The organism is Nocardia huaxiensis, assembly GCF_013744875.1.
GTDB classification, from domain to species: domain Bacteria; phylum Actinomycetota; class Actinomycetes; order Mycobacteriales; family Mycobacteriaceae; genus Nocardia; species Nocardia huaxiensis.
On sequence record NZ_CP059399.1, the window covers coordinates 4,621,064 to 4,640,353 of the forward strand.

General features: G+C 68.4%; 17 protein-coding genes. 15 read left to right on the forward strand and 2 right to left on the reverse strand.

Going from position 1 to position 19,290, the window contains the following annotated elements; genetic code table 11:
• Positions 1-9: 9 nt before the first annotated feature.
• Positions 10-1,275, reverse strand: coding sequence for a DUF418 domain-containing protein (locus tag H0264_RS20825; protein WP_181579092.1), 1,266 nt, complete (start codon positions 1,273-1,275; stop codon positions 10-12).
• A gap of 143 nt (positions 1,276-1,418) precedes the next feature.
• Between H0264_RS20825 and dop the strand changes: the two genes are divergently transcribed.
• The 15 genes from dop to H0264_RS20900 all read left to right on the forward strand — a co-directional run bounded on the left by dop (position 1,419) and on the right by H0264_RS20900 (position 18,175).
• Positions 1,419-2,918: a depupylase/deamidase Dop gene (dop, locus tag H0264_RS20830; RefSeq protein ID WP_181579093.1), complete on the forward strand. Its 1,500-nt coding sequence runs from the start codon at positions 1,419-1,421 to the stop codon at positions 2,916-2,918.
• Between the two features lie 98 nt (positions 2,919-3,016).
• Positions 3,017-3,826: an AraC family transcriptional regulator gene (locus tag H0264_RS20835; protein WP_181579094.1), complete on the forward strand. Its 810-nt coding sequence runs from the start codon at positions 3,017-3,019 to the stop codon at positions 3,824-3,826.
• Positions 3,827-4,141: 315 nt separating this feature from the next.
• Entirely contained in the window at positions 4,142-5,683 is a 1,542-nt protein-coding gene (locus tag H0264_RS20840) for an L-lactate permease (protein ID WP_181579095.1), read from the forward strand.
• A 191-nt stretch (positions 5,684-5,874) separates the two neighbouring features.
• A complete protein-coding gene (locus H0264_RS20845; RefSeq protein WP_067536347.1) occupies positions 5,875-6,069 on the forward strand; it encodes a ubiquitin-like protein Pup in 195 nt (64 codons plus the stop codon).
• Positions 6,070-6,095: 26 nt separating this feature from the next.
• Positions 6,096-6,914: a proteasome subunit beta gene (prcB, locus tag H0264_RS20850; RefSeq protein ID WP_181585711.1), complete on the forward strand. Its 819-nt coding sequence runs from the start codon at positions 6,096-6,098 to the stop codon at positions 6,912-6,914.
• Positions 6,911-7,684 carry a proteasome subunit alpha gene (prcA, locus tag H0264_RS20855; RefSeq protein ID WP_181579096.1) on the forward strand — a complete coding sequence of 258 codons (774 nt, stop codon included), beginning with the start codon at positions 6,911-6,913 and terminating at the stop codon, positions 7,682-7,684. The genes prcB and prcA overlap by 4 nt, the downstream gene beginning before the upstream one ends.
• Positions 7,685-7,869: 185 nt before the next feature.
• Positions 7,870-9,228, forward strand: a complete 1,359-nt coding sequence (gene pafA, locus H0264_RS20860) for a Pup--protein ligase (RefSeq protein WP_181579097.1) — start codon at positions 7,870-7,872, stop codon at positions 9,226-9,228.
• A 258-nt stretch (positions 9,229-9,486) separates the two neighbouring features.
• On the forward strand, positions 9,487-10,479 hold the full coding sequence (locus H0264_RS20865; RefSeq protein WP_181579098.1) for a helix-turn-helix transcriptional regulator: 993 nt from the start codon (positions 9,487-9,489) through the stop codon (positions 10,477-10,479).
• A gap of 104 nt (positions 10,480-10,583) precedes the next feature.
• Positions 10,584-11,558: a helix-turn-helix transcriptional regulator gene (locus tag H0264_RS20870; RefSeq protein ID WP_181585712.1), complete on the forward strand. Its 975-nt coding sequence runs from the start codon at positions 10,584-10,586 to the stop codon at positions 11,556-11,558.
• A 29-nt stretch (positions 11,559-11,587) separates the two neighbouring features.
• On the forward strand, positions 11,588-12,610 hold the full coding sequence (locus tag H0264_RS20875; RefSeq protein ID WP_181585713.1) for a 2-dehydropantoate 2-reductase: 1,023 nt from the start codon (positions 11,588-11,590) through the stop codon (positions 12,608-12,610).
• 86 nt (positions 12,611-12,696) lie between these two features.
• Positions 12,697-12,960, forward strand: a complete 264-nt coding sequence (tatA, locus tag H0264_RS20880) for a Sec-independent protein translocase subunit TatA (protein ID WP_181579099.1) — start codon at positions 12,697-12,699, stop codon at positions 12,958-12,960.
• 104 nt (positions 12,961-13,064) lie between these two features.
• The gene (gene tatC, locus H0264_RS20885) at positions 13,065-14,054 is read left to right on the forward strand and encodes a twin-arginine translocase subunit TatC (RefSeq protein ID WP_181585714.1); all 990 of its coding nucleotides are present in this window, start codon (positions 13,065-13,067) and stop codon (positions 14,052-14,054) included.
• 3 nt (positions 14,055-14,057) lie between these two features.
• On the forward strand, positions 14,058-16,748 hold the full coding sequence (locus H0264_RS20890) for a DEAD/DEAH box helicase (protein ID WP_181579100.1): 2,691 nt from the start codon (positions 14,058-14,060) through the stop codon (positions 16,746-16,748).
• A 112-nt stretch (positions 16,749-16,860) separates the two neighbouring features.
• The gene (locus H0264_RS20895) at positions 16,861-17,613 is read left to right on the forward strand and encodes a DUF4333 domain-containing protein (protein ID WP_181579101.1); all 753 of its coding nucleotides are present in this window, start codon (positions 16,861-16,863) and stop codon (positions 17,611-17,613) included.
• Positions 17,614-17,812: 199 nt separating this feature from the next.
• Positions 17,813-18,175, forward strand: a complete 363-nt coding sequence (locus H0264_RS20900; protein WP_181579102.1) for a hypothetical protein — start codon at positions 17,813-17,815, stop codon at positions 18,173-18,175.
• Between the two features lie 43 nt (positions 18,176-18,218).
• Here H0264_RS20900 and H0264_RS20905 read toward each other — a convergent pair whose 3' ends face one another.
• Positions 18,219-19,193: a 5'-3' exonuclease gene (locus H0264_RS20905; protein ID WP_181579103.1), complete on the reverse strand. Its 975-nt coding sequence runs from the start codon at positions 19,191-19,193 to the stop codon at positions 18,219-18,221.
• Between the last annotated feature and the right edge of the window lie 97 nt (positions 19,194-19,290).

The following is a 19,290-nucleotide window of genomic DNA, read 5'->3' on the forward strand; positions in this document are numbered from 1 at the left end:
GGCGGCGTGTCAGCGCTGCCGCGTGAGCGCGCGATAGCTGAGGTTCCACATCCACTCGACGGGTCCACGCTCGAAGCGGCGCAACCAGAGGTGGGCGAAGAGCAGCATGATCGCGGCCACGACCACGTAGACCCCGACGGTGAAGGGCACCCGGGAGTTGGGGGAGACGAGTTCGGCCAGGCCCAGACCCCAGCCGTAGCAGATCGCGCCCGCCACGAGGTTCTGCAGGATGTAGCAGCTCAACGCCATTCGCCCGACCTCGGAGAAACGGCGGCCGATCAAGCCCGGGGCGGGGCGGTGCAGGTAGAACTGCGCCACCAGCGCCAGGATGCCCATGGCGACGAACGGTGCGAGGCCGTAGCGGGTGAACAGGATCAGGTCGCCGCCGCCGAAGACGCCCAGCGCGAAGTCCAGGGGCGCGGCGACGCCGAAGCCGATGATCATGAGCCGCTTGCGGATTCGCGCACCTTCGGGCAGGAAGACCCCGGCCCGGAACAGGCGCGCGCCCAGCAGGAACAGAGCTACCGACATGGGGAAGATGACGATCGCCTCGAGGCGGAAGACGAGCAGGTTGTCCCAGCGGTAGACGACCAGATCCCAGAACGAGCCGTCCGCGTACGGGGTCGGTTCCACGGTTTTCGGCTCGCTCGAATCCGGTTGTCCCGCAGCCAGAATCATGCCCACGGCGGCCAGGGTGAGCATGGCGGTGTGGATGCTCGCGGCAATGATGAGCCAGCGTCGCTGCGCCTTCGGGCTCGTCGCGAGCACGAAGGCCACCACCAGCCCGGTCACCGCGTACCCCATGAGCACGTCGAATTCGGCGACCAGGAAGAAGTTGAGCAGGCCGTCCAGAAACAACAGTCCGGCCCGGATCGGATAGCCGCCCGGCCAGGCCCGCCCGCCGCGCACCGCGGACGCCTGCTGAATGGCCAGCCCGATGCCGAACATGATGGTCAGCAATCCGAGGAATTTGCCCTGCGCCAACTGCTGCAGCACCGCCTCGGCCCAGTACCACGCACCCGACGGCTGCTCATCGCCCGCGATGTAGCCGACCAGCCCCGAGGTGTTGGTGAAGATCCAGATATTGGTGCCGAGCGTGCCGAGAATGGCGATGCCGCGCAGCACGTCCAGTGCCGCCAGCCGGGCCGAGCGCGCTCCCGCCGATGCCGTCGCGGTGCTCACCGCCGCGCTATCCGCCGCTGCCGAAACAGGATTCGGCGCGGTGACGGTGGCGGCCGGAGGCCGGGACGCTGGGGTGGAGACCGGTTCGACCATGCCGATGATTCTTCCGTCCGACCAGGTCAGTGCGGATCACCCGCGAGGACGATCGGGGGTCCGACCAAGGAATGACACCATTTCCCGGGGCGCTCGGCCCCCGGTCGCGCCCGATTCGCCGCGTCGTCGCCTAGGCTCGGGGCATGCAGCGCATTATCGGAATCGAGGTCGAGTACGGCATTTCCACGCCGGCCGAGCCGACGGCCAACCCGATTCTCACGTCCACCCAAGCCGTGCTCGCCTATGCCGCGGCGGAGGGCGTGCCGCGAGCCAAACGCACGCGATGGGATTACGAGGTCGAATCGCCGCTGCGCGACGCGCGCGGATTCGACCTCGGGCGGCTCAACGGCCCCGCCCCGGTGATCGACGCCGACGAGGTCGGCGCGGCGAACATGATCCTCACCAACGGCGCCCGGCTGTACGTGGACCACGCCCACCCCGAATACTCCGCACCCGAGGTCACCGACCCCCTGGACGCGGTCATCTGGGACAAGGCGGGGGAGCGGGTCATGGAGGCCGCCGCACGGTACGCCTCCAGCGTGCCGGGAGCCCCGCGCATGCAGCTGTACAAGAACAATGTCGACGGCAAGGGCGCCTCCTACGGCACCCACGAGAACTACCTCATGAGCCGCGAAACACCGTTCAACCAGATCATTCTGGGGCTCACGCCGTTCTTCGTGTCGCGGCAGGTGGTCTGTGGCTCCGGCCGTGTGGGCATCGGGCAGTCCGGGGATCAGCCCGGCTTCCAGCTGTCGCAGCGCGCCGACTACATCGAGGTCGAGGTCGGCCTGGAGACCACGCTCAAGCGCGGCATCATCAACACCCGCGACGAACCGCACGCCGACGCCGACAAGTACCGTCGCCTGCACGTCATCATCGGCGACGCCAACCTGGCCGAATGGTCCACCTACCTCAAGGTCGGCACCACCGCCCTGGTGCTGGACCTGATCGAGGCCGGCGAGGACCTCTCGGATCTGCAACTGGCCCGCCCGGTCACCGCCGTGCACACCATCAGCCACGACCCGACCCTGCGCGCCACCGTCGCCCTGGCCGACGGCCGCGAGCTGACCGGCCTTGCGCTGCAACGCATCTACCTCGACCGCGTCGAGAAGTACATGGACCGCATCGGCAATGACGACCCGCGCGTGCAGGACGTCATCGAGAAGTGGGCGCACGTGCTCGACCTGCTCGAGCGCGACCCCATGGAAACCGCCGACCTGCTCGACTGGACCGCGAAACTCCGTCTGCTGGAAGGCATGCGCAATCGCGAGGGCCTGACCTGGGCCGCCCCCAAGCTGCACCTGGTCGACCTGCAGTACTCCGACGTGCGCCTCGACAAGGGCCTCTACAACCGTCTCGTGGCGCGCGGCTCCATGCAGCGCCTGGTCACCGAACAGCAGATCCTCGACGCCATGACCAACCCGCCCACCGACACCCGCGCCTACTTCCGCGGCGAATGCCTGCGCCGCTTCGGCGCGGATATCGCTGCGGCGAGCTGGGATTCGGTGATCTTCGACCTGGGCGGCGATTCGCTGGTGCGCATCCCCACCCTGGAACCGCGTCGCGGCACCAAACAGCACGTCGGCAAACTGCTCGACGGTGTGCACACCGCGGCGCAGCTGGTGGAGCAGCTCACCCACTGACCACCCGGGCCGGTTCGCCCGTCGAAAGGTGAACCGGCCCTGCATACTTCCCCGCTGTGAGCAGGCAAGACACCGAAACCGTTTGCTAGCATGCGCGAATGGGAACCGGGGAACACGCACGCCTGTGGACCTCGGCGGCCAGCCCCCAGGTGGACCTGCTCGCCGCCCGCTTCGAAACCTTCGAATTCGACAAGCACAGCCACGAGCAACTCTCGGTCGGCATGATCGAACAGGGCGCCGAGGGGCTGCACATGGCGGGCGGCAAGGTGGTCATACCGGCGGGCCGGCTGGTGATCATCAACCCGGGACAGGTACACACCGGATTCGCCGCCGTCGAATCCGGCTGGCGCTACCGCATGTTCTACTTCGACACCGCGCTCGTCGAGGAGCTGGCGAGGGAGCGGCTCGGCTCGCGTGAGGTCTGGTTCCCCGAAACCGCCGTCCGCGACGACGCCCTCTTCGCCCGGCTGCGTCGCGCACATCAGGAGCAGGAACAGCCCACCGATCCGCTCACCGCCGAATCCCTCCTGGTCACCGGACTCGGTGCGGTCCTCACCCGGCATGCGCTCCGCGGCCCCTCCCGCATCCCCTCCACTCTGCCTCGCCGGGGTCTGGAAGCCGCCCGCCAACTCCTGCACGACCGTTGGACCGAACCCGTCACCGTCGCCGAACTCACTGCGGCCGTGGGCATCCCACGCGCCACCCTGATCAGCGCCTTCCGCGCGACCTACGGCCTCCCACCCCACGCCTACCTGCTGCGCCTGCGCGCCAATCGCGCCCGCCGCCTCCTGCTCTCCGGCGGCCTGCCCGCCGAGGTAGCCGCCGCCACCGGCTTCGCCGATCAAGCCCACCTGACCCGAATCTGCAAGCGCTACTTCGGCGTCACCCCCGGTGCCATCCGCACCTGACTCGAAGACGCCGACGTACCGGTGAATCCGGCTCGGTTGGTGAATCGAGATGTGCCAGTTCATCGTTCGCGCACGAACGGCTGGCAGCGATAGCCAAGCTTCGTCCACGCCGCCGTCGGCGTGTGCAGCGTTCCGGCAACCGGACTCGGCCCGATGCTGCCGCTCGGAGCGGGGTCGAGGCCCTCGGGGGCGATCTCGAAGGTGGCTCGTGCGGTGGGCGAGATTTTCGTTCAAGACCGCGCCTGGTCCGGATTGCCAGGCTGAGTCGCAGTTGGTGTGCGACGAAAGGCTGTGTGAGAAGCGATGATCTGGACGATGGCGGTGCTACCACTGGTGGTGGTGCTGGGACTGATCACCGGGCTGCGGCGACCGGCGCACTGGGCCGCGCTGGCGGGTGTGGCGACAGCGGTGGCGCTGATTGCGTGGCGGCCCGAATTCACTGTAACGGGTGCGGTTCTCGGATCCGGGGCCGCAGCGGCCGGGCTGCTCGTGCTCAATGCGGCGGCGGTGATGCTGCCGGGGGTGTATCTCAGCCAGGTGCTCACGCGCAGGGGAGTGCACGATTCGCTGCGTGACTGGGTACGGGCGCTGCCCCTGCCCGGACCTGCGAAGATCGCGCTGGTGGTGGCGGGGATCGCGCCGATGGTGGAGGCGCTCACCGGGTTCGGGGTTTCACTGCTGGTCACCGTGCCCGTGCTACTCGCGCTCGCGCCGCCCGCGACGGCGCTGCGGCAGGCCATGCTCGGTATGAACATCATGCCGTGGGGCACCCTCGGCCTGGCCACCGTCATCGGGGCCTCGCTCACCGCCCTGCCGGTCGGCACGCTGGGCACGGCCACCGCGCTGACCAGCGCCCTGATCTTCCCGGTGGTAGCGGTCTGGGCCGCCCTGCTGGCCCGTCCGCGGCATCGGACGCGCGCCATCCTGGTGGCCGCGAGCGCGGGCCTGACCTGCTCCGCCGGACTGCTGCTATGGAACCGCCTCGGCGTGGTCGCGCCGGCCGGTGTTCTGGCCGGGTTGTTCACCACCGCAGCCGGATTGGCGCTCTCCGCGCTGTGGCGCGCCCGCTCCTCCCGCGTGGAGCCGGATGTGAATGTGTCCGCACACGCGACATCAGCCCCGCGATCCGCCGCGGTGAACGCGTTGGAGCACAAGGCAATCGGAGTCGCGGAGCGGACGGAGTCCGCGGGCGGGCTGATGCCGCCCGCCTCGGTGCTGCGGGCCTATGGGCTGGTGCTCGGCGGAATCGCGGTGCTGCGCGCGGCGACCGCGGCCGGGGCGCCGTCGCTCGCGGTCCATGCGGGTGGGGCGAGTTTCGCGCTGCTGACCTCGCCGGGATTGCCGTTGCTGGCCGCTGCGCTGCTCTTGGACCGGGGACGGCCGAGTGTCGGTGACGCGCGGGCCGCGCTCACCCGGGTGGCCCGGCCGCTGTTCGCGCTCAGCGGATTCGTAATCCTGGGTCGGCTGATGGCCGACAGCGGGATGATCGCGCGGGTGGGGGCGGCGGTGGCCGAGGCTCCGGAGGTGGTGGTGGCGCTGGCCACGCCCGCGCTCGGCATGGTGAGCGGGTTCGTGACCGGGTCGAATGTGGGCGGCAATGTGCTGATGATGCCGTTGCAGCAGCAGCTCGCGCCCGAGGGGCTCGGGGTCTGGTTCGCGGCCCTGCAGAACAGTGGTGCGGGGCATGCGGTCTTCACCTCGCTGCCGATGATCATGCTGATCCTCGCCGTGTCCGGTGAGCGGGCGCGCGCGGCAGGCATTTCCGAGCACACCCTGCTGCGCTTCGGGATGCGGGTTGCCGTGGCGATCTATGCGGTTCTCGCATCGGCTGCCCTGCTGGCCCTGGCGCTCGGCTGACCTCCACGAGGTCAGCGGCCACGGGTACTGGAGGTTTGCCGCGGTGCGGTCGCCGCAGGCTTCCGGGAGATCACGGGCAACCCACATTGCGGCTTAATCCGGCATCTTCCGCCCGCTCGTGGGTAGTGTTGTGTCACGAGCTTCGGATCTTCTCCGAGGCTCGCCGATGATCACAGAGGAGGTCGGCTGCTATGGCACAAGAGCAGACCAAGCGCGCCGGTGGTGGCGACGAGGACGAGGGCCCCGTCGGGGACGGTGCTGCGGGGCAGGAGCGTCGCGAGAAACTGGCTGAGGAAACCGACGACCTGCTCGACGAGATCGACGACGTTCTGGAGGAGAACGCGGAGGACTTCGTGCGTGCGTACGTTCAGAAGGGCGGCCAGTGACACCAGGTGACCCCCTGCGTCTCCAGATGGGGTACGCCCTCTCCTCCTTCTCCGAGTACTTGCGGCTCTACGCGCCGGAACTGTTGCCGGGCAACGGTTTCGGCACCGACGGCACCCCGGTGCCGTCGGATCTCGCCCCGCACGGCACCACCATCGTCGCGGTCAGCTTCCGCGGCGGCGTGCTGATCGCGGGCGATCGCCGGGCCACCCAGGGCAATCTGCTGGCCAGCCGCGACATCGAGAAGGTGTACATCACCGACACCTACTCGGCGGCCGGTATCGCGGGCACCGCGGGCATGGCGATCGAGATGATCCGCCTGTTCGCGGTGGAGCTCGAGTACTACGAGAAGATCGAGGGCGTACCGCTGACCTTCGACGGCAAGGCCAACAAGCTGTCGAAGATGGTGCGAGACAATCTGTCGGCCGCATTGCAGGGGCTGGCTGTCGTTCCACTGCTCGTCGGTTTCGACCCCGACGCGCAGGACCCGGACAAATCCGGCCGCATCATCTCGTATGACGTGGTCGGCGGCCGCAGTGAAGAGCGTTTCGGCTACACCGCGGTGGGGTCCGGTTCGCTGTTCGCCAAGTCGTCGCTGAAGAAGACCTATCGCCGCGGCATCGATCAGGACCAGGCGCTGCGCATCGCGGTGGAGTCCCTGTTCGACGCCGCCGATGACGACACCGCCACCGGTGGCCCGGACACCATGCGCCGGATCTACCCGACCGCGGTCGCCATCGACGCCGAGGGTGCGGTGGAGGTCGCCGACGAGCGGCTCGAGGAGATCACGCGCGGAATCGTCGAAGATCGTTCCGCGCTGGCGGCTGAAGGGAGCGGCGAAGCATGACCCTGCCGTATTACGCGTCGGCCGAACAGATCATGCGCGACAAGACCGAACTTGCGCGCAAGGGCATCGCACGGGGCCGCTCCGTCGTGGTCCTGGTGTACGACAAGGGCGTGGTGTTCGTGGCCGAGAACCCTTCGGCCACACTGCACAAGGTGAGCGAGTTGTACGACCGTGTCGGTTTCGCCGCGGTCGGCAAGTACAACGAGTTCGAGAGCCTGCGCCGCGGCGGCATTCTGCAGGCGGATCTGCGCGGGTACCAGTTCGACCGTCGCGACGTGACGGGCCGATTCCTGGCGAACCTGTACGCGCAGAGCCTCGGCACCATCTTCACCGACCAGCTCAAGCCTTTCGAGGTGGAGATCTGCGTCGCCGAGGTGGGATACCCGGAGCAAGAGGCCAATTCGGTCCTGTACCGGATCAACTTCGACGGATCCATTGTCGACGAACGGGAATTCGTGGTGATGGGCGGCAATACCGACCCGATCGTCACGGCGCTCAAGGGTTCCTACAAGCCCGGCATGGATCTGCACTCCGCCATCACCGTGGCCATGGCGGCGTTGCAGAAGGCGGCGCCCGAGGGTGACAAGGACAAACGCACCGTCGGCGTCGCCTCGCTCGAGGTGGCAACCCTGGAGCAGGCCCGCCCCCGGCGCGCCTTCCGCCGCATCCAGGGCTCGGCGCTGCAGCAGATCATCACCGGCAAGGCCGGCACCGCCAAGTCGGCCGCCGAAGCCGACAAGCCGTCGGCGGGCGATCCGTCGAATCCGTAAGGCGGATCCCGATATTCGGGACGAGGCCCCTTTGCACTCCGCATAGGAGAGTGCGAAGGGGCCTTCCTTTTGGCTGGCTACACGGGGTGCGGCGTTGCATCCCGTGCTAAATCGTTGCCAATACGTTTGCACGAGCTGGCCTCATGCGCCGATATAGGGCACTTCAGCGCTGTAATGTCGAAAGGGTGCAGCGACGAATCATGGGGATCGAGACCGAATTCGGGGTGACGTGCACGTTCCACGGTCACCGTCGGTTGAGCCCTGACGAGGTGGCCCGGTATCTTTTCCGCCGGGTGGTTTCCTGGGGCCGTAGTTCGAACGTGTTCCTCCGCAACGGTGCCCGGCTCTACCTCGATGTCGGGTCGCACCCGGAGTACGCTACGGCCGAATGTGACAGCTTGGTGCAGCTTGTCACGCATGATAGAGCGGGTGAGCGGGTCCTGGAGGATTTGCTCATAGACGCCGAGCAACGGTTGGCCGAAGAGGGTATCGGCGGCGATATCTACCTCTTCAAGAACAACACCGACTCGGCCGGAAACTCCTACGGTTGCCACGAGAATTTCCTCGTGGTGCGGGCCGGGGAGTTCTCGCGAATTTCCGATGTGCTTCTACCCTTCCTGGTTACGCGGCAGCTCATCTGCGGCGCGGGCAAGGTGCTGCAGACGCCGAAGGCCGCCACCTTCTGCCTGTCGCAGCGGGCCGAGCACATCTGGGAGGGCGTCTCCTCGGCGACCACGCGCTCGCGGCCGATCATCAATACCCGTGACGAGCCGCATGCCGACGCCGAGAAGTACCGGCGCCTGCACGTGATCGTGGGCGACTCGAACATGGCCGAGCCGACCACCATGCTCAAGGTGGGCACCGCCTCGCTGGTGCTGGAGATGATCGAGGCCGGCGTCGCGTTCCGAGACTTCGCTCTGGACAACCCGATTCGCGCCATTCGCGAGGTGTCGCACGATCTCACCGGGCGGCGTCCGGTGCGGCTGGCGGGCGGGCGGCAGGCGTCCGCGCTCGACATCCAGCGCGAGTACTACGCGCGCGCGGTCGAGCATCTGCGCAATCGCGATCGCGATCCGCAGGTGGACGCGGTGGTGGACCTGTGGGGCCGCACCCTCGACGCCGTCGAGGCGCAGGACTTCGCCAAGGTCGACACCGAGATCGACTGGGTCATCAAGCGCAAGCTGTTCCAGCGGTACCAGGACCGGTACAACATGGAGCTGTCCGATCCCAAGATCGCCCAGCTGGATCTGGCCTACCACGACATCAAGCGCGGCCGCGGCGTCTTCGACCTGCTGCAGCGCAAGGGGCTGGCCAAGCGGGTCACCGAGGACGAGGCCGTGGATGCCGCGGTCACCACTCCGCCGCAGACCACGCGCGCCAAACTGCGCGGCGATTTCATCACCGCCGCCCAGGAGGCCGGTCGCGACTTCACCGTGGACTGGGTCCACCTGAAGCTCAACGATCAGGCGCAGCGCACGGTGCTCTGCAAGGATCCGTTCCGCTCGGTCGACGAGCGCGTGGACCGGCTCATCGCCTCGATGTGAAAGAGAGCCTGTGAGAGCTACGTGAGTGCTCTCGGAACGCTCGAGTGGCTTCGTCTCCGAACCTCCCGGGACGTGGGGGCGGGGTTGCTCGTTCCGCGAGTACGGGCCACGGACCCTGCGGTTCGTGGCCCGTTCGCTGCGTCAGGGACGAAACTGGGCCCGTCTGGCCGCGGTTCGTATCGCGGCCGGGGCCATGCCCGGTGAGGGTTGGGCCGGGTCACGCCGCGTCGGCTTGCGAGGCGCACTACTCTCTAACGGGTGGCGATATCCAAGGTCGAGCGGTTGATGAATCTGGTTATCGCGCTGCTGTCCACCCGCCAATTCCTGACCGCCGAGCGGATCCGGGACAGTGTGGCGGGGTACGAGGAGTCCGCGAGCGATGAGGCGTTCAGCCGCATGTTCGAACGGGACAAGAACGAGCTGCGCGATCTGGGCATTCCTCTGGAAATCGGTCCGGTCAGCCGGTATTCGGGCACCGAGGGCTACCGGATCAACCGGGATGCCTACGAACTGCCGGATATCGATCTGACCAGTGAGGAAGCGGCGGCCGTCGCGGTGGCGGTGCAGCTGTGGGAGTCCCCGGAGCTGGCCGCGGCCGCCGAGGGCGGGCTGATGAAGTTGAAGGCGGCCGGAATTCACGTGGAGCCCGAGGCCGCGGTGGCGTCGGTGCCCGCGGTGCCGGCGCGCACGCGCGGTTCGGAACCGGTGCTGGGCAAGCTCCTCACCGCGATCGATGCCGGACGGTCGGTGCGCTTCCAGCATCGGCAATCCCACGGCGATCCCGTCGAACGCGATGTGCAGCCGTGGGGTGTGGTCACCCATTACGGCCGCTGGTATCTGGTCGGACACGACAATGCCCGCGCTGCCACCCGCGTCTTCCGCATCTCCCGCATCGGCGAGGACGTCACCGAATACGGCCCGGCCAATGCGGTGCACAAGCCCGAGGACGTCGATCTGCGCGCCCTGGTCGCCGAGGTGACCTCGCAGTCGCCGATCACCGGCTCGGCCACGGTGTGGGTCGCCGAGGGCCGCGGCCAGGAGATCCGCCGGCTCGGAGCGACCATGGAGGACAGGGAGATCGGCGGCCGCACGGGGTCGATCGTGGAAGTGCCGGTGCGCTCGCGGGATTGGCTCGCGCGGCTCATCACCGGCCTCGGCGCGGACGCGCTCGTCCTCGCGCCGGAAGAACTGCGCGACAACGTGATTGCCCGGCTCGAGTCGGTGCTGGAGCGGACGGAGGTTTCAGCGTGAGCAAGCAGGGCGACGGGGCCAGGGCGTCCGACGGGTCCAAGGACCGGCGCGGCGCGGCGGCGGCCAACAGCCGGTTGTCGACGCGGTTGGCGCGACTGCTGAACATGGTGCCGTACTTCCAGGCGAACCCGGGCATCAGTGCCGCCGAGGCCGCCGCCGAACTCGGTGTGACCACCAAGCAGCTCATGACCGATCTCAACCAGCTGTGGATGTGCGGCCTGCCCGGTTACGGCCCGGGTGATCTCATCGACCTGTCCTTCTCCGAAGAGAGCATCGAGGTCACCTTCTCCGCGGGCATCGACCGCCCGCTGCGCCTGACCGCCACCGAGGCCACGGCCCTGCTGGTGGCGCTACGCTCGATCGCCGACCTACCCGGCATGGTCGATCCCAGCGCCGCGCACGCCGCCATCGCCAAAATCGAATCCGCCATCTCCGGACGGGAATTCACCGGCCCGGTCGCCCCCGCCCCGGTCGAGGCCCCCGCCGTCGCCACGGTCCGTTCCGCGCTCGAGCGTGACCACGCGCTGCGCCTGGTCTACTATTCGGCCAGCCGCGATGTGGTCTCCGAACGGGTGGTGGATCCGATCCGAATCGTGCTGGTGGACAACAACAGCTACCTGCAGGCGTGGTGCCGGCAGGCCGAGGGCGTGCGCCTGTTCCGCCTCGACCGCATCGAGGAGGCCACCGAACTGGACGAGCCCGCGCGCCCGCCCGCCGAGGCCGCCCTCGACCAGACCGCCGCCCTGGACCTGTTCGTCGACGATCCCGCGGTCCCGTTGGCGCGCTTGCTGATTCGCGCCGACTACGCCTGGGTTCTGGAGCAGTACCCGATGCACAAGGTCACCGTGCACCCCGACGGCGATGTCGAGGCCACCATGCGCTTCGCCACCCTCGACTGGATGGCCCGGCTGCTGCTCGGCTTCGGCTCCGGCGTCACCGTGCTCGGCCCGCCGGAACTGGTGACCGCGGTGCGCGAGCGCTCCGGCGCCGCGCTGGCGGCCTACAGCGCCCTCGCCGCCGAATCCGGTGGCGGAGCGCGCCTTCCCGTGAACGGTCTCGAGGAGGTCGGTCCCGCTTGACCTTTCGTTCCACTTCGGCATCGAATGCGATGCCGCGCGTACTGGTGCTCGGCGCGGGCAGTATCGGGGTGTACGTGGGCGGCAAACTCGCCGCCGCGGGCGCGGAGGTCACCTTCGTGGGCCGTCCGCGCATCCTGAACGAGATCGCCGCGCACGGCCTGCGGCTCACCGATCTCGACGGCAATGACGACCGGGTCGAGCCCGCGGCCTTCCGCACGGCCACCGATGCCGCCGGCGCGGCCGCTGCGGATCTGGTGCTGATCACCGTGAAATCCGCCGACACCGGTACCGCCACAGCGGAATTGGCGGGCAAACTGAAACCCGGAACGGTGGTGCTGAGCCTGCAGAACGGGATCGGCAACGATGCGGTGATCCGCGAAATCCTGCCCGCCTGTGTGGTTTTGGCGGGCATGGTGATGTTCAACGTGGTGCAGCACCCGGGCGGGCGCTTCCATCGCGGCACCGCGGGCGGCGTCGAAGTCGCCGACGATCCCGCGCTCGACCGGTTCGCGCCGCTGCTGCGCGACTGCGGCCTGAGTGTGCGGCGGCATGCCGATCTGCTGCCCATCCAGTGGGCGAAGCTGCTGCTCAACCTGAACAATCCCATCAATGCCCTGTCCGGGCGGCCGCTGCGCGAGGAGCTGTCCAATCGCGACTATCGCCGCTGCCTGGCCCTGACCCAGCGCGAGGCCCTCGACGCCATGTCGCGCGCCCGCATCCGCCCGGCCCGGCTCACCGTGCTGCCGCCCGAGGCCATGGCGCGCCTGCTCACCGTGCCGGACGGGCTGTTCCGGCGCATCGCGGGCAAAGTGCTGGCGATCGATCCGGTGGCGCGCTCGTCCATGGCCGACGACCTGGCGGCGGGCCGCAAGACCGAGATCGCTTGGCTCTGTGGTGAAATCGTGAGCCTGGGCGCGATGGTCGGCGTGCCCACGCCGGTGAACCGCCGCCTGATCGAACTCGTGACAGCGGCGGAGAACGGTGACCGTCGCACCTGGTCCGGCGCGGAACTGCGGGATCAGCTGGAAACCGCGGCCCGTTCCGGCCAGTGAACGACCGGCTAACGGCGGTTGACAAATAGTTCGGGGTATGCGAGTCCGGTAGCATCGGATGCGACCACAGTCTTTGGAGGTTTTCGATGGGTTCACTCAGTGCGACGCACTGGATCATCATTGCGGTGCTGTTCTTGGTGCTGTTCGGGGCCAAGCGGCTACCCGACGCCGCCCGGGGACTCGGCCGTTCGATGCGCATTCTCAAGAGCGAGATGAACGAGATGCACACCGACGACAAGCCCGCCGCCGCGCCCGCACAGCAGGCTCCGGCCGCGCAGCAGCTGCCCGCCGCCCAGCCGGCCGCGCCGGTCACCCCGCAGCAGCCGAACGTCGACACGACCAAGGCCTGACACCGCCGCGGTATCCGGGGTGAGCGCGAGCCTCACCCCGGTTGATGCGTGTCATCCAGGTCCGGGGCGTTCACTCGCAGCGAGGCAGTCACACACCCATGCGTATTCGCATTCCGTTCGATCCCCGGCGCAGCCGGCGGCGAACCAATCCCGACGGCACCATGTCGCTGGTGGAGCACCTGCACGAGCTCCGCAAACGCATGCTCATCTCGATCGCTGCCGTCGCGGTCACCACCGTGGTCGGGTTCATCTGGTACTCGCATTCCTTCTTCGGCCTGCCGAGCCTCGGTGAGGTGCTGACCGGGCCGTACTGTGAGCTGCCCGCCTCGGCCCGTGCGCAATTGAGCGCCGACGGCGCCTGCCGGCTGCTGGCCACCGCGCCGTTCGAGCAGTTCATGCTGCGGTTGAAGGTGGGCATCACCGCGGGTGTGGTCATGGCCTGCCCGGTGTGGATGTATCAGCTGTGGGCGTTCATCACGCCCGGCCTGTACGCCAAGGAGCGCAAGTACGCGCTGTCGTTCGTCATCGCGGGATCGACCCTGTTCGTGGCCGGCGCCGTGCTGGCCTACGTGATCGTGGCGCACGCGCTGAGCTTCCTGCTCACGGTCGGCTCCAATGCGCAGATCACCGCGCTCAGCGGTGCCGAGTACTTCAGCTTCATCATCAGCCTGCTGGTCATCTTCGGCGTCAGCTTCGAAACCCCTTTGCTGGTCGTCGGTTTGAATGCCGTGGGTGTGCTGACCTACGAGAAGCTCGTGAAATGGCGCCGCGGCCTGATCTTCGGCATGTTCGTCTTCGCCGCCATCGTCACCCCGCAGGATCCGTTCTCCATGCTCGCCCTCGCTCTGGCCCTCACGGTCCTGTTCGAGCTGGCCGTGCAGATCGCGCGGCTCAATGACAAGCGCAAGGCCCGCAATGCCGAGAACTGGGCGAATCTTTCGGACGAGGAAGCCTCCCCGATCGGCGGACCCGACGGCGTCGGCGGCGTGACTCCGGTCGAGGCCGCGAGCCCGGTTGCCGCGGCGCAGCCGATCGGCGCGACACCGCCGGAAAAAACAACGCGAGCCGTGTCGGATTACTCCGATACCCTCTGACGAGTGACATCAAGGTCGCTTACTGGCGAACTGGCGGCATTCGCCGCCGAGCTGAAATTCGAGCTGGATCCGTTCCAGCGGCAGTCGTGCGAGGCGCTGGAAGGCGGGCACTCCGTTCTGGTGTGCGCGCCCACCGGCGCCGGTAAGACCGTGGTCGGTGAATTCGCGGTGCACCTGGCGCTGCGATCGGGCGGCAAAGCCTTCTACACGACGCCCATCAAGGCGCTGTCGAACCAGAAATTCGCGGACCTCACCGCGCGCTACGGACGTGACGCGGTGGGGCTGCTCACCGGGGACCAGTCCATCAATCCGGATGCCTCCGTCGTGGTCATGACGACCGAGGTGCTGCGCAATATGCTGTACGCGGGTTCGGATGCGCTGCAGGGGCTTTCGTATGTGGTGATGGACGAGGTCCACTACCTGGCCGACCGGTTCCGCGGGGCGGTGTGGGAGGAGGTCATCCTGCACCTGCCGCCCGAGGTGCGCCTGGTCAGCCTATCGGCGACGGTCTCCAATGCCGAGGAGTTCGGCGCGTGGATGGAGACCGTGCGCGGCGACACCGCGGTCATCGTGGACGAGACCCGGCCGGTGCCGCTGTGGCAGCACGTCATGGTCGGGCGGCGCATGTTCGATCTGTTCGACTCCAAGTCGAGCGATCAGCGGGTGCTGGTGGACGAGGACCTGGTGCGCTACATCAAGCACAAGGAATCCACCGATCGCATGGACGGCTGGGCGGTGCCCGGCCGGCGCGGCGGCCCCCGGCGCATGTTCCGGCCCATGCCGCGACCGGAAGTGATCGCGCGCCTCGACGAGGAAGGGCTGCTGCCCGCCATCACCTTCATCTTCAGCCGCGCGGGCTGCGATGGGGCGCTGGCGCAGTGCGTGCGCTCGCGGCTGGACCTCTCGCGCGACGAGGACCGCGAGCAGATCGACGCCATCATCGACAAGCACACCGGCGATCTGCCGCGCAGCGATCTCGAGGTGCTCGGGTACTGGGAGTGGCGCGAGGCGCTGCACCGCGGCTTCGCCGCGCACCACGCGGGCATGCTGCCGGCCTTCCGCCACACCGTGGAGGAACTGTTCGTGCGCGGCCTGGTGCGGGCCGTATTCGCCACCGAGACACTGGCATTGGGCATCAATATGCCCGCGCGCACGGTCGTGCTCGAGCGCCTGGTGAAGTTCAATGGCGAAACCCACGCCGAACTCACGCCGGGGGAGTACACGCAGCTCACCGGGCGTGCGGGGCGGCGCGGCATCGATGTCGAGGGTCATGCGGTGGTGCTGTGGCATCCGGATGTGGACACCAGCGCGGTGGCCGGTCTGGCCTCCACGCGCACCTATCCGCTGCGCTCGTCGTTCCGGCCCGGCTACAACATGTCCATCAACCTCATCGATCGCATGGGGGCGGCGGATTCGCGGGCGCTGCTGGAGCGGTCCTTCGCACAGTTCCAGGCCGACCGCTCGGTCGTGGGTCTGGTGCGCGGCATCGAACGCAATGAGGGCCAGCTGCGAAAGTTGCGCTCCCAGTTGGGCGATGACGACTTCCTCGAGTACTTCGGGCTGCGCGAACGCATCCGGGACCGTGAACGGCACCTGGAACGCCAGGGCCGCACCGATCGCCGTCAGGCGTCGGTCGCCGCGCTCGGCGCCCTGCGGCGCGGTGACGTGGTGGCGATCCCCAGCGGCCGTCGGCAGGGGCTGGCGGTGGTGCTGGAACCCGATGCGACACCGGGTGATCCGCGTCCGCTGGTGCTCACCATGGACAAGTGGGCGGGCCGGGTGTCGGCCGCGGACTTCCCGACGCCCGCAGAGGCGCTGGGCCACATGCGGCTGCCGCGGCACGTCGATCACCGCACCGCGCGGGTGCGCCGGGATCTGGCGTCCTCGCTGCGCAATCTGGGCATCCATCCGCCCGGCCGCAATCGGCAGGGCAAGCGCGCCAAGGCCGCCGACGATCACGAATTGCAGAGCCTGCGGCGGGCATTGCGCAACCATCCGGCACACTCGCGGCCGGATCGGGAACAGTTGGCGCGCATCGGCGAACGCTACAACCGGGTGCAGCGTGAAACCGAGTCCATGCGCCAGCAGGTCGCCGCCACCACCAACTCGCTCGCCCGCACCTTCGACCGCATCCTCGCACTGCTCGAGGAGCGCGGTTACGTGAACGACGGAGAGGTGACCGCCGACGGCCGCCGCCTGGCCCGCATCTACGCCGAGGCCGATCTGGTGGTGGCCGAGAGCCTGCGGCAAGGTCTGTGGAAGGGGCTCGGTCCCGCCGAACTCGCGTCGGTGGTCTCGATCCTGGTGTACGAATCCCGCCAGGAGGGTGGCTATCTCGGGGCCTCCGGACCGACCGCCCCGATTCGGCGGGCGGTCGATGCCACCATCGGCGTGTGGTCGCAATTGCGCACCGACGAGTCCCGGCATCGCCTGCAACCCACCCGCGAACCCGACCTCGGATTCCTGTCCGGCATCCACTCCTGGGCCCGCGGCGACGACCTCGCCGACGCCCTGCTGGCCAGTGGCGATCGTGGAAACTCGCTGTCGGCGGGCGATTTCGTGCGCTGGTGCCGGCAGGTCATCGACCTGCTCGACCAAATCCACAGCACCGCCGACGATGTGGAGGTCGCGGCCACCGCCGCCAAGGCGGTGCGGGCCATCCGGCGGGGTGTCGTCGCGGTGGACGCCGCGTAGTCATATCGACTGTGCTTTGATTCTTGAACGTACCGACCGCGGTGGGTTCACGAGCGTGTTCCCTCTCGGGGGTCTAGCGTAGGTACAACGGATTGCGAGTGGAGGCAAGCAGATGAGCGGCCCGTACGGACCGAACGACGCCCCAGGGACTGGGGAGGGACGCAACGATCCGACGCAGCAGTGGGGCGGCGGTCAGCCCGCGCCCGGTGGCGCCGGACCGACTCAGAATTGGGGTGGCCAGCCGGATCCGGCGGCGCCCACCGCGCAGTGGGGTGGGCAGCAGCCCGGTCAGCCGCAGCCGTGGGGGCAGAGCCAGCCGCAGCAGCCACAGCCGCAGCAGTGGGGCCAGAGTCAGCCGCAGTGGCCGACCCAGGGTCAGCCCGCGCAGCCGGGTCAGCCCGATTGGGGTCAGCAGTCGCAGCCGCAGCAGCCGGTGCAGCAGCCCGGTCAGCAGTGGGGGCAGAGTCAGCCGCAGTGGCCCACTCAGGGGCAGCCGGATTGGACCGGGCAGCAGCCGGGTCAGCAGTGGCCGCAGCCGCAGCAGCAGCCCGCCAAGAAGAAGACGGGTCTGATCGTCGCTGTCGCGCTGGCGTCGGTGGTGGTGCTGGCCGCGGTCATCGGTGGCGTGCTGTGGCTGACGGCCAAGGATCAGCTGGACAACAAGGCCGTGCAGACCGGTGTGCAGAAGGTGCTCAAGGATTCCTACGGCATCGAGGATGTCCAGGACGTGAGCTGCCCGTCGGGTCAGAAGGTCGAGGTGGACAAGACCTTCGACTGCACGCTCAAGGTGGGCGGGGAGGCCAAGAAGGTGACCATCAAGATCACCAAGGATGACGGGACCTACGAGGTCGGCCGGCCCAGCTGATTCCGCGCTGAGCCGAATGCCTGAGCGGCGGCGTCCTTTCGAGGGCGCCGCCGCTGCGTTTTGCCCGCTCGCGGACGCTTTTCGAGTGTTGCCCGCACGATGCTGCGTCGAGGGCGTAGCGTGGTGATGAGTCTGTTTCAGCGAGTGCTGGGGGTGCGAGATGAATACCGTTGCCCGCGAAGTCGTTTGGGGATCGATCTTGGCATTCGGCGTGGCGACCACCGTCGCGTCGGCCCCCATGGCCGTGGCGGCGATCGATCCGGTGGTCACGAACTGCGCCACCTATCCGTACGAGAAGGTCGTCCGCCCGGACCGATTGCTGCTGGCTTGCGGTGATGCCGGGCTGTGGGTCAAGGACATCACCTGGACCAGCTGGGGTCCCGACACCGCCGAGGGCGAGGGGACACAGCTGCGCAAGACCTGTCGGCCCGACTGCGCCACCGGCGGAGTAGCGAGCGGGCCGACCCACATCACGCTGCGCAAGGTCGTGCAGCCGGAGAACCGGTACACCGAGGCCGCGATCACCGACCTGAACGGCAAGGCCGAGACCTGGCCGCTGTGAGCGCGGTTCGCGCGCTGTGGACCGGGTGCGGCGGTTGTTCGGATCAGCGCTTGGCCAGGGCTGTCACGAGTCGCTTGATCGGGCTCTCGGCGTTGTAGGCGGCGGCGAGAGCCTGTAGGCGCTCCGGATCGGCGGGCGTATACGGCAGCAGATCCGGGCCCGACAGTTCCACGTTCGCGTCCTGCACCACGCGCACCACCGGTGCGGCAGCCTTCAAATAATCGTCGGCGGCAACGAGTTTGGCGCGCACACCCTTGGCCAGATCCGATTCCGGATCCGCCGCGGCCGCGCGCAGCGCCTCGACCGAACCGAATTTGGAGATGAGCTGTGCGGCCGACTTGTCGCCGATGCCGGCCACGCCGGGCAGCCCGTCGGAGGCGTCACCGCGCAGGGCCGCCATATCCGCGTAGGCCGGGCCCGCATTCTGTTCGGGCACACCGTATTTGGCCGCCACCTCGGCGGGCCCCCACAGCTCCGCCTTGGACAGCCCGCGGCCGACGTAGAAGACCTGCACGGGCGGTTCGGGTGTATCCCGCACCAGCTGCAGCAGATCCCGGTCGCCGCTGACCACGATGACCGGGGAGTCCCGCTCGATCGTGGCGAGGGTGCCGATCACGTCGTCGGCCTCGAGCCCCTCGGCCCCGCCGGTGGCGATACCGGCCGCCGCCAGCACCTCCATGATCATGTCCACCTGCGGCGTGAGGGTGTCGGGCACCTCTTCGGCCTCGAATCCGCCTGTCTCCGCACCGGATTCGGTGACCTCGGCCACCCGATGCGCCTTGTACGAGGGAATCAGATCCACCCGGAACTGCGGCCGCCAATCCAGATCCAGGCACACCACCAGCCGGCTCGGCGAATGCTGTTTGACGAGCGCCGCGACCATATCGGTGAACCCGCGCAGGGCGTTCACCGGCCGCCCGTCGGGTGCGGTGATCTTCTCCGGAATGGCGTAGAAGGCGCGAAACCACAGGCTGGCTCCGTCGAGCAGCAGCAGCGGACCGGCGGCGGGAGTGCTCATGAGCCCAGACGCTACCGGTCCCGGCCGACAACCGCGCGCACCCCGGGCCGACATGCGGGAATGCGGATCGCGGTCCGGGTCGGTCGATAGCCGGGCG